The organism is Pseudomonas sp. B3(2017) (genome assembly GCF_002113595.1).
In the GTDB taxonomy this organism is placed as follows: domain Bacteria; phylum Pseudomonadota; class Gammaproteobacteria; order Pseudomonadales; family Pseudomonadaceae; genus Aquipseudomonas; species Aquipseudomonas ekonensis.
Genome location: NZ_NEIU01000005.1, coordinates 318,777 through 333,070, shown reverse-complemented (window position 1 = coordinate 333,070; position 14,294 = coordinate 318,777). Strand labels below are relative to the sequence as shown.

The 14,294-nt window shown below is 61.3% G+C and carries 14 protein-coding genes and 1 tRNA gene; 10 read left to right on the top strand and 5 right to left on the bottom strand.

Features of this window, described 5'->3' with window-relative positions:
• The first annotated feature begins 6 nt into the window (after positions 1-6).
• Positions 7-729, top strand: a complete 723-nt coding sequence (locus CAG33_RS10300) for an amidotransferase (RefSeq protein WP_085577635.1) — start codon at positions 7-9, stop codon at positions 727-729.
• Positions 730-794: 65 nt separating this feature from the next.
• Here the strand turns inward: CAG33_RS10300 and CAG33_RS10295 are convergent, their stop codons facing one another.
• From CAG33_RS10295 to CAG33_RS10285, 3 genes are all read right to left on the bottom strand, one after another.
• Positions 795-1,766 (bottom strand): magnesium and cobalt transport protein CorA, encoded by a 972-nt coding sequence (locus CAG33_RS10295; protein WP_085577634.1) that lies wholly within the window; start codon positions 1,764-1,766, stop codon positions 795-797.
• Between the two features lie 132 nt (positions 1,767-1,898).
• The gene (locus CAG33_RS10290; RefSeq protein WP_085577633.1) at positions 1,899-2,621 is read right to left on the bottom strand and encodes a 1-acylglycerol-3-phosphate O-acyltransferase; all 723 of its coding nucleotides are present in this window, start codon (positions 2,619-2,621) and stop codon (positions 1,899-1,901) included.
• A gap of 225 nt (positions 2,622-2,846) precedes the next feature.
• Positions 2,847-3,536, bottom strand: a complete 690-nt coding sequence (locus tag CAG33_RS10285) for a crotonase/enoyl-CoA hydratase family protein (protein WP_085638252.1) — start codon at positions 3,534-3,536, stop codon at positions 2,847-2,849.
• A gap of 65 nt (positions 3,537-3,601) precedes the next feature.
• On the opposite strand from CAG33_RS10285, the gene CAG33_RS28230 reads away from it, so the two are divergent.
• The 9 genes from CAG33_RS28230 to CAG33_RS28495 all read left to right on the top strand — a co-directional run bounded on the left by CAG33_RS28230 (position 3,602) and on the right by CAG33_RS28495 (position 8,660).
• On the top strand, positions 3,602-3,826 hold the full coding sequence (locus CAG33_RS28230) for a hypothetical protein (protein ID WP_139831322.1): 225 nt from the start codon (positions 3,602-3,604) through the stop codon (positions 3,824-3,826).
• An 8-nt stretch (positions 3,827-3,834) separates the two neighbouring features.
• Positions 3,835-3,924 (top strand) — tRNA-Ser (locus CAG33_RS10280).
• Between the two features lie 281 nt (positions 3,925-4,205).
• Positions 4,206-5,621 (top strand): hypothetical protein, encoded by a 1,416-nt coding sequence (locus tag CAG33_RS10275; RefSeq protein ID WP_139831321.1) that lies wholly within the window; start codon positions 4,206-4,208, stop codon positions 5,619-5,621.
• Positions 5,622-5,669: 48 nt separating this feature from the next.
• Positions 5,670-6,296, top strand: coding sequence for an adenylyl-sulfate kinase (gene cysC, locus CAG33_RS10270; protein ID WP_085577630.1), 627 nt, complete (start codon positions 5,670-5,672; stop codon positions 6,294-6,296).
• A 117-nt stretch (positions 6,297-6,413) separates the two neighbouring features.
• On the top strand, positions 6,414-6,734 hold the full coding sequence (locus CAG33_RS10265; protein ID WP_085577629.1) for a YbjQ family protein: 321 nt from the start codon (positions 6,414-6,416) through the stop codon (positions 6,732-6,734).
• A gap of 189 nt (positions 6,735-6,923) precedes the next feature.
• The gene (locus tag CAG33_RS10260) at positions 6,924-7,112 is read left to right on the top strand and encodes a hypothetical protein (RefSeq protein WP_085577628.1); all 189 of its coding nucleotides are present in this window, start codon (positions 6,924-6,926) and stop codon (positions 7,110-7,112) included.
• A gap of 323 nt (positions 7,113-7,435) precedes the next feature.
• Entirely contained in the window at positions 7,436-7,801 is a 366-nt protein-coding gene (locus CAG33_RS10255; RefSeq protein ID WP_085577627.1) for a glycine zipper domain-containing protein, read from the top strand.
• A 145-nt stretch (positions 7,802-7,946) separates the two neighbouring features.
• Positions 7,947-8,363, top strand: a complete 417-nt coding sequence (locus CAG33_RS10250) for a glycine zipper domain-containing protein (protein WP_085577626.1) — start codon at positions 7,947-7,949, stop codon at positions 8,361-8,363.
• A gap of 126 nt (positions 8,364-8,489) precedes the next feature.
• Positions 8,490-8,660, top strand: a complete 171-nt coding sequence (locus CAG33_RS28495; protein WP_170929970.1) for a hypothetical protein — start codon at positions 8,490-8,492, stop codon at positions 8,658-8,660.
• Between the two features lie 261 nt (positions 8,661-8,921).
• Here the strand turns inward: CAG33_RS28495 and CAG33_RS10245 are convergent, their stop codons facing one another.
• A complete protein-coding gene (locus CAG33_RS10245) occupies positions 8,922-9,305 on the bottom strand; it encodes a hypothetical protein (RefSeq protein WP_085638249.1) in 384 nt (127 codons plus the stop codon).
• Positions 9,298-14,079: an RHS repeat-associated core domain-containing protein gene (locus CAG33_RS10240; RefSeq protein WP_085638246.1), complete on the bottom strand. Its 4,782-nt coding sequence runs from the start codon at positions 14,077-14,079 to the stop codon at positions 9,298-9,300. The genes CAG33_RS10245 and CAG33_RS10240 overlap by 8 nt, the downstream gene beginning before the upstream one ends.
• Positions 14,080-14,294: the final 215 nt, after the last annotated feature.

Genomic DNA, 14,294 nt, shown 5'->3' with positions numbered 1-14,294 from the left:
TTTTTTATGTCGCTACGCATCTGCATTCTGGAAACCGACATCCTGCGTCCGGAACTGGTCGATCAGTATCAGGGTTACGGGCAGATGTTCCAGCGCCTGTTCTCGCAGCAGCCGATCGCCGCCGAGTTCACCGTCTACAACGTGATGCAGGGCGATTATCCGAGCGATGACCTGACCTTCGATGCTTACCTGGTCACCGGCAGCAAAGCCGATTCGTTCGGCACCGACCCGTGGATCCAGACCCTCAAGCAATACCTGCTGACCCGCTACGAGCGCGGCGACAAGCTGCTGGGCGTGTGCTTCGGCCATCAGTTGCTGGCGCTGCTGCTGGGCGGCAAGAGCGAGCGCGCCACCCAAGGCTGGGGCGTCGGCATCCACAACTACAAGATGGCCGCCAAGGCCCCGTGGATGAACCCGGTGCGTGAAGAGCTGACGCTTTTGATCAGCCACCAGGACCAGGTCACTGCACTGCCGGAGAACGCCACGGTGATCGCCTCCAGCGATTTCTGCCCGTTCGCGGCGTACCACATCAACGATCAGGTGCTGTGCTTCCAGGGCCATCCGGAATTCATTCACGACTATTCGCGTGCGCTGCTGGACCTGCGCCAGGAAGCCCTGGGCGAACAGGTCTACAGCAAAGGCGTGGCCAGCCTTGAGCATCAGCACCATGGCACCACGGTGGCGGAGTGGATGATGCGTTTCGTGGCACACAAACCGGCAACCGCCTGACCCGCGCCTGTAGCGAGGGAGTTTGCGTCCACCGGGCCGCGAAGCGGCCCCAGCCCTGGGTTCCCCTACAGCCACCCCGACTTCTTGAAGCTCGCCCACAGCCCCACGCAGCCCACGGTGATGAACCCCAGCACGCCGAAATAGCCGTAGTGCCAACTCAGCTCAGGCATGTTCTGGAAGTTCATCCCGTAGATCCCGGCCACCGCCGTGGGGAACGCCAGGATCGCCGCCCACGCGGCGAACTTGCGCTGCACCACGCTCTGGCGTGACGCCTCCAGCAACACACCGATCTCGATGGTCTGGCTGGCGATGTCCGCCAGGGTCGTCAGATCCTCCATCTGCCGCGTCACGTGGATCTGCACATCCCGGAAGTAGGGGCGCATGTTCTTGTCGATGAACGGGAAGCTCAGCTTCTGCAGTTCCTCGCCGATCTCCACCATGGGTGCCGCATAACGCCGCAGGCGCAGGACGTCCCGGCGCAGGCCGTGAAGCTTCTGGATGTCATGTTCGTTCAAGGCGCTGCACAGCACGTTGCGCTCCAGCTCGTCGATTTCGGCATGGATCGCTTCGCCCACCGGCTGATAGTTCTCGATCACGAAATCCAGGATTGCATACAGTACGAAATCTTCCCCGTGCTCAAGCAGCAGCGGACGCGCCTCACAACGTTGGCGGACGTGGGCGTAGGACGCCGAGTGGCCGTTGCGGGCGGTGATGATGTAGCCCTTGCCGGCGAAGATATGGGTTTCGATGAATTGCAGGATGCCGTGCTGGCGCACCGGCGAGTAGGTGACGATGAACAGCGCGTCGCCGAAGGTTTCCAGCTTCGGTCGGCTGTGCTTTTCCAGGGCGTCTTCGATGGCCAGTTCGTGCAGGTTGAACTGGCGTTGCAGGTTGGCCAGCTCCTGGGCGTTCGGCTCTTCCAGGCCGATCCAAACGAAGTGCCCGGTTTTCGCGGCCCAGGCCGCGCCTTCGTCGAGGGTGATGTTGGTGACTTTCTTACCGGCACTGTAAACCGCAGCAGCGACAACTCGACCCATGGTGGTGATTCACTTCTTCTTGGCAGATGACAGGGGTTTCAGGCTTCAGCTTAGCCGTGTGGCTGCTTCAGAGTGCGTGCAATCTGCATCGTTCACCGGCAAAAGAAAACCCGCACGGGGCGGGTTTCATCTTCAGGCGGCCTGCAGCTGCCGATCCATGGCATCGATGCATTCGCGCATCTGCTCCTGGCACTGGGCCATGAGCCGAGGCATGTCGTCCATCGTCAGTCCTGCTGTAGGAATCGCCGGCAACGAACGGATGAGCACGTTGCCGCTGCGCCAGCGGTTCAGGCGCATATGGTTGATGTAGTTGCTGACGCACACCGGAACGATCGGCACGCCGGCGGCGATCGCCATCTGGAACGCGCCTTTCTTGAACGGCAGCAGTTCCTTGCCCAGGTTGCGGGTGCCTTCCGGAAACACCCAGATCGAGGTGTCCTCATGCTGCAGGGTATGGGTGGTGGTCAGCATCGACTTGCGCGCCTTGTGTGCGTTCCCACGGTCGATCAACACGTTGCCGGCCAGCCAGAACAGCTGGCCGAACAGCGGCACCCACTTCAGGCTCTTCTTGCCGATGCACACGGTGCGGTAAGGCACCACGTTGCCGAACACGAACAGGTCGTAGTTGGACTGATGGTTGGCGATGATCACGCAACTGGCAGGCTTGTTCATCAACCCGCTGACCTCGGCCTTGATTTTCAGCCGCAGGATGCACATGGCCGGCAGCGCATAGAGGCGGGCACACAGACGGCTGTTGTCCGGATTGAACGGACGGCACAGGCCGAGGATCACACCCAGCACACCGGCAAGAATAAAGTGCAGCCCCATCAACAACATACGTAACGCAAACAGCATTTTCACGCCCACCGGGACAAAAAGGTGGCGCAGTGTACGGATGTGCACTGTTTTCGGCAATTGCCGCTCAAGTGTCCGGAGATGGGCGATGTTTAAGCGCATGTTTCCGACTCGGTGGTCAGATGCGACCTAGAGCGTTGTCGGAGGATTCAAATGCCCGCGTAAGAAAAAGCCCGACACGACGGCCGGGCTCTCGGTTTGCTGCGCGATGGCAGGGGCAGGGGGTTATCCCAGATGCTCCTGATCCTGAATGATCGCGTTGTCCAGGGTTTCCAGCAGGGCCTTGCGCACCTTGAGCTTGGTGTTCTTGTGCGCGGTCATGTTGATCTTCTTCAACTGACGTGCAGCGGCGAGGGCGGCGCCCTGCAGTTCTTCGGCCGACACCACCTTATCCAGGAAGCCGGCGTCCACGGCGGATTGCGGATCGAACATCTCACCGTTGATCACCGAACGGTGGAAAGCCGAGCGGCGCAGGCGGTCACGGGCCAGCTCGATGCCGGCGTGGTGCATGGTCATGCCGATCTGCACTTCGTTCAAACCGATGCTGAACGGGCCGTCGACGCCGATGCGGTAGTCGGCGGACAACAGAATGAACGCCCCTTTGGCGACCGCATGGCCCGGGCAGGCCACGATCACCGGGAACGGGTGCGACAGCAGGCGACGGGCCAGGGTCGAACCGGAGGTCACCAGCGACACCGCCTCTTTAGGGCCGGCCGTCATTACCTTGAGGTCATAGCCGCCCGACAGGATGCCCGGCTGACCGGTGATGATCACCACGGCGCGATCGGTCACGGCCCGGTCCAGCGCTGCGTTGAACGCGGCGATCACGTCCGGGGAAATGGCATTGACCTTGCCGTTGCTCAGGGTCAGGGTCGCGATGCCGTCTTCGAGGTGATAGGCAACCAGGTCGCTCATGACGCTATTCCTTATAAGAAAGTTGAGGCAGACGTTACCCAGCGATGCAGGTCAGGTAAAGCACTGTGACTGACCCGCCGGTCACCGCATTCCGTTTGCCGATCCCTATGGAAGGCATTCCCGGTGCCGAAGATGGCCTGGCGCCGACCGGAGAATGGCCGGTTTGCCATGGGCCGGAACCCGCAGAAAAGGGTAAATGCCTTAACCGCATGAAAATTCTGAAAAAAACCTTTGCCATCGGAAAAGCTTTCGACTACATTAGCGCGCCTCGACAGACGCAACGCGAATGACGAGATACGGTGAAGTGTCCGAGTGGCTTAAGGAGCACGCCTGGAAAGTGTGTATACAGGAAACTGTATCGAGAGTTCGAATCTCTCCTTCACCGCCAAATTCGATGTAGACAAAACCCCTGGTTTCGAAAGGAACCAGGGGTTTTTGCGTTTAGGCGCCTCAATATGCATCCCGGCGCATTTGTATCGAAACCGTGACGCAATGGGCACGCTCAATCGTCGAGATCGATTGATTAATTGAATTGGGTAGTTAAACTTGCCGACCGGTGGCTCTGCACGTGACAAGGATGTATCGGAGTCGAGTTGAGTAGTCACGCTGAGGTCCGATGCGTTGGAATCTTTATTTGCAGTTGTCGCTACAACGGGATACTTGCTTCTGGTGGATCTGCACACCAGAAAAGTCACTCCGATCGAGAACGAACGCCCTGAATACTATGGTGTGTCATGGTTTCCGGGCGGCAAGGATCTCGTGTTGTCCCACTCGGGGCTGGATAATCTCACGCTGACCGACATTCAGGGGTATGCGAACTCCGAAGTCGGCTATCTTTCCCACGGCGCCCACTCCACCCAGCCGTTCCTGTCACAACCCCACCAGATTCTTTGCGCTTCCGATGGCCGGGTCGTCTGCACCAATACCGGCAGGAACGCCATCTCGGTCATCGACCTGAACAAGCCCGGGCACTTCCAGGAGAAGCGACTGACCAGCGTCCGTTGGGATCGGTTGTCGCTCAAGGAAATCACTGGCGATCACCTCAATTCCGTCTTCGAAAAAGACGGACGTCTCTATGTGATTGCCCACGGGCACCATAACGGTTCGGTGCTGGCGGTGCTGACCTATCCGGAACTGGAAGTGGTGAGCCTTGATCCCGTGGAGCAGCGAACGGGGCTGCACAACATATGGGTGTCGGACGAAGGCCAGAAGATCGCCTGCCACAGTTCCATCGGCTCCTTGGTCGATCTGGATTCCAATGAGGTCATCTGGCAGGCGGGCAGCCCGATCTACGCCCGGGGGCTGGCGGTGTCTTCCGATGTGATGCTCGTGGGCGAAAGCCAGATGACGGGGCGCGAATCGCGCCGCAGTTCCATGAGCGGCCTATGGGTGCTGGAGCGCAGCACGCTCAAACCGCTGGACTACCTCTCCCTGGGGCCCTACGGCGCGGTCAACGAAGTCAGGTTGCTGAACGTCAAAGACTTCGCGCACCACGGTCACGTCTTTTCGTCGGTCTCCGAACTGCTCGAAAAAGACCTGTACACCCGCCATTCGCAAGAGCGCCTGGACAGTTTCCATCGTCACCGCAAGATTCAGGATGCCTGGAAGGATTGGGAACTTGTGTTCGGTGCTCCGAACGCTCTCGAGTCGGGCGAAAGAGAGGCGAAGCCCGGTCAGTTGTGCTTGCTGAAACAACGTGAGGTCGCAGACGCTGCCGAACGTCGGATGTCCTTCAGTTATTCGATGGATCAGTCTTCTTCGGATGCGCATGTGGCGGTGGTCACCTATAAGGGCACCGGTGACGACACCGATATGAACGCTCTGCTGATTCAGCCTTCGAGCGCCACCGAAGCGCGTCTGGTGCTGTGGACCCAAGATGGAACGCAATGGGCGCCGGAGCCGGACATCGCGGTGCCGGGGCTTCCGCTCAGCGGAGACCTGAACGTGGTGGCCAATGCCCGTGGACTTGAGATTTACCTGAACACGAAACTGCTGCTCAGCATCGAGGCGGACAGACTGCCTTACCTGAGCGGTTCCCTGGGCGTGCGCTGGATCGGTTCGACCATCAGTCGTTCCGCTGAGTGAGGCTATCTTGTAGACGGGCTCAGACTCTTCTCGAGATGAGGAAACGGTATGAATAGAACAACAACGGATGCCATCGAAAATCTAGTGCTGCATCCGACCCGTGTGACACCGGCCGATCGTGAGCGACTTTTCTCGCAGCGACCGCTGACCCTTTGGTTCACGGGCTTGAGTGGTGCAGGCAAGTCGACATTGGCCTTTGCCCTGGAAAAACTGTTGGTCGACAGCGGCAGGCCGGCGTTTGTGCTGGATGGCGACAACGTCCGTCATGGATTGTGCAAGGGGTTGGGCTTTTCCACCGAGGATCGGTCGGAAAACATTCGTCGCATCGCAGAAGTGGCGCGTTTGATGAACGAGGCAGGATTGATCGCCATCGTTGCCTGCATTTCTCCCTGCCGGCTGCAGAGGGAACAGGCCCGAGAGATCATCGGCAACGAGCGATTCCTGGAAATCTATCTGAATACCCCGCTGAGCGTCTGCGAAGGCCTCGACCCGAAGGGGCTGTACCGTAAGGCCAGGGCAGGGCTGATCCCTGACTTCACAGGCGTCAGCGCGACCTATGAAGCGCCTGAGGCGCCGGCGTTGATGCTGGATGCCAGCGAGAAGTCCATTTCCGTGTGCCTGAGCGAGATCCTGGACAAGGTCGAAGGCTGGGGCGCTATGTCTTCCCCTCGCTGAGGGCGACAGGCCGTGAGTGATGGGCGACCCTGGGTCGCCCTTTTTTTTGCCTGTTTCCATTGTGATGGCACGCTCGCCTACAATCACCGCTTTCGCACTGACGCAAGGATCGCCTACATGATCATCACGACCACTCAAACGATCGAGGGGCGGCAAGTCGTGACCTATCTCGATATCGTCAGCGCCGAATCGGTGCAGGGCGTCAACGTGATCCGGGACATGTTCGCAGGCATGCGCGATTTTTTTGGCGGACGCTCGCAGACACTGGAGAGGGCCTTGAAAGAAGCGCGGATCCAGGCGACGGATGAAATCAAGGAAAGGGCGCGCGCGTTGCAGGCCGATGCGGTGATCGGACTGGACTTCGAAATCAGCATGCCGGCCGGCAAGGGCGGGATGGTCGTGGTGTTCGCCACCGGAACCGCGGTGAAATTGCGCTGATTCCAGGTGCGGTGATTTTTCTCAGGGGGCGCCCAGGCGCTGTTTAACCGGTGTAGGCCATTCGTCGGCTCCAGGCAATCTGAACCACGAGTCCAGTAATGACCGGCTAGTCTCAAAAGCCTTGGGGTCGATATTTTTCAGGCAAAAGGCTTGCCGGTATCGACCCCGTTTTTGATAAGGGGCGATGAGATGACTGATCCGTATATCGAAGACGATGGTGCCGAGTTTCCGTTCAACAATTGCGTGCGTTGCGGCCAGACCGAGTATCAGGCTGGCTTTGGCGAAGATCCGGTGCAGACCGGCAAGATCAAGTCGATTGCACCCAAGGGGCCGAAAACGAAGTTTTTGCCCAAGGTGACGACACGTTCCAGGAAGTAAACCGCCGTAGCGAAATTCCGTCGATGAGCGGGGTTTTTTGACTGAGGTTGATTGTTTAAATGTCCTACAGGGTATGGCGATACGCCTGACAGTTTTCACAAACTTTTCACAGCTGCCGACGTAGGGTGAAGCCATCCGTTAGAAAGCAAGTCTCCAGCCCGTCTCCCCAGCGGGCTTTTTTTTGTCCGGCGTAAAACCTTTTCCAGAATGGTTGTCCAATCGGCGCGAAGTCCGCCTTGTCGTCGGATTTTGTCTGGACTTTAACGCCGCGTCGGCATTCAATCTCCGCCCTTTCGTCATCCCTAATTGTTGAGGTTTTCGTCATGCGTTTAACACTGCCTGCTCTGGTTCTGGGGCTTCTGGTCGCTCAAGGTGCAATGGCCGGCGACGGCACCGCCGCACTGGGTGGCGGCCTGGGTGGCGCGCTGGGTAATGTGGTCGGCCAGAAAATGGGCGGCAGCACAGGTGCCGCGATCGGCGCCGGCGTTGCGGGCGCTGCCGGCAGCGCCATGGCGGCAGGCAAGGGCAGCCGCACCAAGGCGGCCATCGGCGGCGGCATCGGCGCCGCTGGCGGTTCAGTGATCGGCAACAGCCTCGGCGGCAAGAACGGCGCGACCATCGGCGCCGGCCTCGGCGGTGCCGCCGGTGGCGCAGTGGGCAGCAACCTGTCCAAGCACAAGCGTCACTGATCGCGACTGCAGATCAAAAGGCCCGGCTCGATGCCGGGCTTTTTTGTGCCTGAACGTTTTGCCCGAACATGCCTCCAACGTCATACGGCCCGTCATTCGATCACTATCGGGCGAACCGTCCCGTTTCGGGAACTGTGAGGTGTGTATGCGCTTGACATTATCCGCACTGGTTTTGGGGTTGTTGGTGGCTCAGGGCGCCATGGCGGCGGGCGACGGCTCGGCAGCGGTGGGGGGCGGTCTGGGCGGTGTGCTGGGCAACGTGGTCGGCGGCCAGCTCGGCGGCAGCACCGGAGCGGCGGTAGGTGCCGGCGTCGGTGGTGCAGCCGGTAGCGCTGTCGGTGCACGCAAAGGCAATCGTACCGAAGCGGCCATCGGCGGCGGCTTGGGCTCGGCCGGCGGTTCGGTCATCGGCAACAGCCTCGGAGGCTCGACCGGATCCGCCATCGGCGCCGGCCTGGGCGGCGCAGCAGGTGGCGCCGTGGGCAGCAGCCTGGGTGACGACGGCGGCAAATCCCACTCAGGCGGTGGCCATAAGCACAAACACAAAAACCGGCACCGGTAACCCTGTGCCGCGTCAGCGAAAACCCGGCGAGATGCCGGGTTTTTTGCTTCTGCAGGGCCGCGGGAGGAACATGGGGTTGCAGAGGCCTTCGAATTTCATGCGTGACTGAACAGGGTGAGGTGTGCCGTGGATACCGACCGAGATGACCGTGAAGGGCAGGAGCCTGAGGAACTACCGCTCATCAATGACCCGGGGAATGAGGATCCGGGGTCATTGATGGATGATGTGTTGGTGCCGCTTTGGGAGGAGGATGATGCGGTGGATGTTGACTATGACGAATATGAAGATGATCAGTGAAAGTGATTTTTATGAAAGTTCGGAGAGGTTGTTTTTAGCGGTTTGAGTGTTTGCATTGAAAATCGTTAGAGTGTTGTTGCTTTGAGACTCGCTAATACTGTTTTTATGTGGCTTTCGAGGTGCAGTGTGCATGTCTCCGACATCGGGACTCATCCTGTCACTGAGTCGCCGATGTTGAAGTGGCGAAGCTAACCCTCCGGTAACAGCGGATGCTTTGGCGTTGGGTTTGCTTGCGAAGAAGCCTGCTCAAGCGAAAAGCCTTCAGGTGGGCCAGAAGCTCGCATCTATTCGTTCTACGGAAACCTTGATGCATAGTCCGTTTAGATCAGGATGTTCGTAATGAATATCCTGATCCGAGAAATCGACAAAAGATCGGAAAACTGCCCCGTCAAGTCGTCCGCTGAGCTCACAAGAAAAGCCGCTCCCTTTCATTTCAATTTTTTTCTTCTCGCAATCTGCTGCCGACACGCCCCCCTCATCAGGTAGTACCATTTCTAACTCGACATCATAGGTTTGGCCCACTTCTAGAGCGATTGGGCAGGAACCCGCAAAACACCTAACCGTATATCCTTCAACAAAAATCAGAACTGCCTCTTCTACGACAGGATCGATTTCGATAATCACCGCTCTGTATTTTTCACTCATAAATAGGTCTCACCGTTTTATCTCCTGCGTCGCCATTGATTATGCGCCAAAATTCCTTGCCGCTTTTTGTGTGCAGTGTGGTGATCTCGTTGTTTCGGTTGCTGCCGACGAACGCAAACTTTGTCTCTCCCCTGCGGTTGTTTCCCATCAGTTGAAAATAACCTGATCGGACTTCTCCCTTGTATAAGTACTCAACAACAGTACCTTGGTCGACAACGTCGCGAGCTATTAGCAAGTATTCCTCTTTGCTCGTGGCCTTAAATTCAGCTCCATGTTTTTCATAATGTTCAGTGAGCTTTCCTTCACTGCCAAAATATCGAGGAGCTGATTTTGGAAGCTTAGGCACCCCCTCATCAACAACCGAATCACCCACCCCATCCGGCACCGCACAACCCGGCCCATTTGGCGTCGGGCAGTTGGAGCTCAACCCCAATGGATCAACCCATCCCGTCGGATTCGGCACGTACCGGTATTGGTTCAATCCGCCCGCCAGCTTCACCGGGTCCGGCGTCAGGTAGCGGCCTGTCTCCGGGTCGTAGTAGCGGTGGCGGTTGTAGTGCAGTCCGCTTTCCGCGTCGAAGTACTGCCCCTGAAAGCGCAGCGGTTGGTCGAGGCGTTCGTCGGGGCTTTGGCTCAGGCGGGTGGTTTTGCCGTAGGCGTCGTATTTCGCCGACCAGACGATTTCGCCGCTGTAGTCGGTGAGTTCCTGCGGGGTGCCGAGGTGGTCGAGTTGGTAGTAGAACGGGCAGGCCCTTTTCGGGCCGGGGCCGTCGAGCAGCGCCAGCGGGCGGAAGCTGCCGGGCTCATAGACGTAGCTGCGGTGGTGCGCCGGGCCGCTTTCGGCGACGAGGGTGTCGCCCTGCCAGAAGAACTCGGTGGTCTGGCCGTCGACGGTCTTGGCGATGCGCCGGCCGAAGGCGTCGTAGCGGTAGCTGGCGGTTTGGCCGTCGGGACGGGTGAGGCCGATCAGGCGGTGTTGGCTGTCGTAGCGGTACAGGGTGACGAGCGGCAGTCCCTGGCCGTGACGCTCGCGGATCAGGTTGCCGAACGCATCGTAGTCGTAGAGCCGGTCGCCGTCGCTGAGCAGGCGGTTGCCCTTGATGCTCGCGGGGCCGGGCCGGTTCTGCATCAGCAGGTTGCCGGCCGGATCGTGGGCGTAGCGCTCCGGCGCCTCGTCCCGGGAGTGGCGCACGCGGATCAGCCGGTCGAGGGCGTCGTACTGGTAGCTGCGTTGGCCGTGGCGCGTGTCGGCGATGTGGTCGAGGTTGCCGTTGGCGCTGTAGGCGTAGTCGCGCCGGTACAGCGGATGGTGCTGTTGGCCGATGGCATGGGCCTTCAGCCGGCCCTGTTCGTCGTAGACGTATTCGCTCAGGAGCAGGCCTTGCTGGCGCTGCTGTTCGCGACCTGAGCGATAGACATGGCGGGTCAGGGGAGCCCCGTTGAGGTCAATCCCCTCCAGCGCGCCGCCTTTGGCATGGCGGTAATCGAGCTTGCTGTTGTCCGGCAGGCGCATGCGCGTGAGCCGGCCGCAGGCGTCGTAGGCGTAGCGCAGCGTGCCCCAGCCCTGGTGCTCGACGGTCAGGCGATCCTGGGTGTCGTATTCGAACGCCAGCGGATGATCCTGGCTGTCGTCCACCCCGACCAGCCGGCCGAGCAGGTCGTAGCGGTAGCTGATCTCCACCCCGTCGGGCAGCGTCTTGCGCAGAAGGCGCCCGGCCGTATCCCGCCGGTAGAGGGTGACGAGCGTTGAGCCGTCGTCGCCGAACTCGGTCTTCTCCAGCAGATGACCGTTGCGGTCGTAGGCGTAACCGGTGCGTCGGCCGTCGAAGCCGGTCTCCTGGCGGATCAGCCCGGTGGGCGTGTAGTCCAGCGAATACGTTTCGCCGGACTCGTTCTCGATCTCCGTCAGCAGCAGTTGCGCATGGTCGTACCGGTACTGCACCCGTGTGCCGTCGGGATTGATCCGGCGGCTGACCCGGTGCAGGTCGTCGTCATACTCGTAGCGGGTGATGCGGCCCAGTTCGTCGCGTTCGGCGGTGACCTGGCCGTAGGCGCTGTAGCTGTAGTCGCGGCTTGCGCCGCCGGGGTGCGTGACCTGCACCAACCTTCCCACCGGATCCCATTGTCGGCGGGTGACGGCGCCATGCTCGTTCCGGGCGCTGACCTGCCGCCCCAGGGCATCGTAGGCGTACTGCCGCACGCCGCCGTCGGGCAGGGCCTCCTCCAGCAATTGGCCGAGGTCGTTCCAAGTGAAGGTGTGGCGGCCATTGTCCGGATAGCGAACCGACAGCAGGCGGCCTTGCGGGTCGTAATGGCAGTGGGTGACCTGGCCGTCAGGATCGACTGCCTCGGTAACGTCGCCCTGGGCGTTGCGCCGGTAAGTCCAGACCGCCTCGCCCCGGCGTCGCCTGTGCAGGAAACCGTCGCGGTACTCGTAGGAGGTCGGGGCATCTTGGGGCGGAATCAGCGCCACCAACCGTCCGGCGTCGTCGTAGCGATACTCGGTGACGGCACCCAGCGCATCCTGCTCGGCGGTCAGGCGGCCGGCCCCGTCGTAGGTCATGAGTCGTTCGCCGCCGTCCGCCGCGACCTGGCGCACCAGCCGCGCGCGTTCGTCGTGGACGTAGGCTTCCTCGCGGCCATCGGCGTAGCGCACCGTCACCTGGCCTGCGTCGTCCCAGACGTAGCGGGTATCCATTTGCGCGAACGAGGCCCAGTGGCGCACGCAGCGCGCCGCCTTGCCGACGCGCTCCCAGGCCCAATAGAAGCTGGCGCCGCCGGCCAACTGACGCTGGAGGATGACGTGGGCGTCGTCGTAGTCGTAGCGTTCGCTTTCGCCGGCGGCGTTGGTGGCTTCGGTGAGGCGGTGGCGGGCGTCGTAGCGGTAGCTGGCGAGGGTCTGTCCGGTGTGCCAGGCGTCGTCGCGGAACACCTGGTATTCGAGGGCCGTCACGTGCCGGCGCTCGTAGCGCAGCAGCAGGGAGCGTCCGGCGCCGTTGTCGAGGCGCCGGATCCGACCTGACGTGTCGCGCTGCACGCTCAGCCGGTTGCCGTAGGCATCGCTGATGGCGGTCAGGCACCCGTCCCGGAAGTGGTGGAACCGCACCGTTTCGCCCGCTGGCGCGACGATCAGTTCCTCCGGGTCTTCGCCGAGGTAGATCGCCGCCCGCGACAGGCTGTTGTGGATCGCCGGGCGCTTGCGGTCCGGCAGGGGAAAGCGGGTGCGTCGGTTTTCGTCGTCGATCCAGACGACCCCGTCGCCGTCGGGCTCCAGCCGGTGGGCCAGCGAATGGCTCCAGCCGAACCCGAGGCCCAGGTCGATCTCGGCGGCGCTGGTGCGGTAGAGCCGGGTGAACGCAAACGGCAGCAGGCCGTCGAGGGTGCCGTCGGTGAGGGTAAGCAGTTCTTCGCCGGTGACCATGGACACCGGGCAGCCGTTGGTGCAGGTGCGGGCGGCGCAGTCGGCGCTGTCGCCGTTGGGGTTCTTTGCCTGGTCCGGGGCGTCGTGGTGGGGTTCGCGCCGCTCCAGCAGCGTCATGTCCCGGGATTTGCCACGGGCCACCGCGGCCGGATTGGGCACCCTCAAGACCAGCGGGCCGGCCGTGCGGATTTCCAGTGGAACGGCAGGCGTCGGCTTCAGCGGCGCCGGTCGCGCGTTGACCATCAAAGGTTTCAGTGCGTTCGCGTGCCGGGCCAGACCGGGAGCCGCCGCCTGTTCGGACAGCCGCAAGGCCGCAGCCGCCAGCCATTGCCGGGCCCGGGGCGACTTGACCTTGTCCAGCACCTTGTCGCTCAACCGCAAGGGCAGGCCCACGCCGCCGGAGATGCTCGTCAGCAGGAAACCGACCAGCAGTTCGGCCCGAACCTCCGCCACCACTTCGGCCAGGCACTGCGGCGGCAGCATCTTCAGCCAACTGGTGAAGGCGGCGAGATGGATGAACAGCAAAGGCTCATCGCCGAGCACCAGCAAACCGTTGGCAATGGCCTCGGAGGAAGCCTTCAGCAAAGCCTCCAGTTCGACCTCGGTCAGATACTGCAGCAGTTTTTCGCTGTTGGCCTGCAGGTCGGCGAGCAGGCCGAACACCTGCTTGATGTCGTCCCAGACGCTTTGCAGCGCGCGCTCGAAGCCACGCCAGTCCGCCCGTTGCAGTTGGCCGTAGCGTTCACGGAAGCCGGCGTCGGAAAACTCCGTCCACAAGGGCTGGAACCCCGTCCATTCCTCACGCAGCCAGGCTTCCAGGCCGTTGACGACGTCCTGATAGGAGGCATGCAGCGCCTTGACATGGTCGGAGGAAACATCGGGAAAGAAGGTGATGCGATAACGCTGGCCCCGTTCGCAGTCGTCGACTTCCAGAATGCCGCTCGGACCGATGGTGCGGTGCAGCGGCTCGCCGTATGTCAGGACTCCGCCCTTGTCGGCCAGCACCGGTTCCAGCATGACCGGCGTGTCGCCGATCGGCACAAAGCGTGCGGCTTCGAACAGATGGACCAAGGTCAGCGGCCCGGTGGCCGGGCACATGACCACCGAGGAGCTGACGGGTTTGGTGGGGCTGACCGGCGCGCTGAGGCGCACGTCGTTGCCGACCTTGAACACCTGCCCGACATCCAGCGCGGTGCCGTCCCAGAACTGCTCGGCCCAGCTGTCGTAGTCGTTGAGGCACAGGCGGAACTCGGCGATCAGCGATTCGAAGTCGGGACGGTCGGGGTTCAGGGCGGCGACCACCAGCAGGCCGATGCTGTTGTTCAAGGCCAGGAGGCGGTCGGATGGAAGCATGGGCAGTCACTCGCGCAGATCAATGGATAGGCGCGGAACTTTGCTGGGGATCGAAAAGTAAATAAGCCGGGAAAGGAGGCAATGCTTGTAGGGCAATTCCTTAAATGTTCCGGGTGCCCGCAGACCGGCGGCGAGATTGCCCGTTGCCCAATCCGCGCGGCTCTCGTTATGCTGCTGAACCCTTTAATCAGATCCGAGCAGCGGCCCGTTCGAGC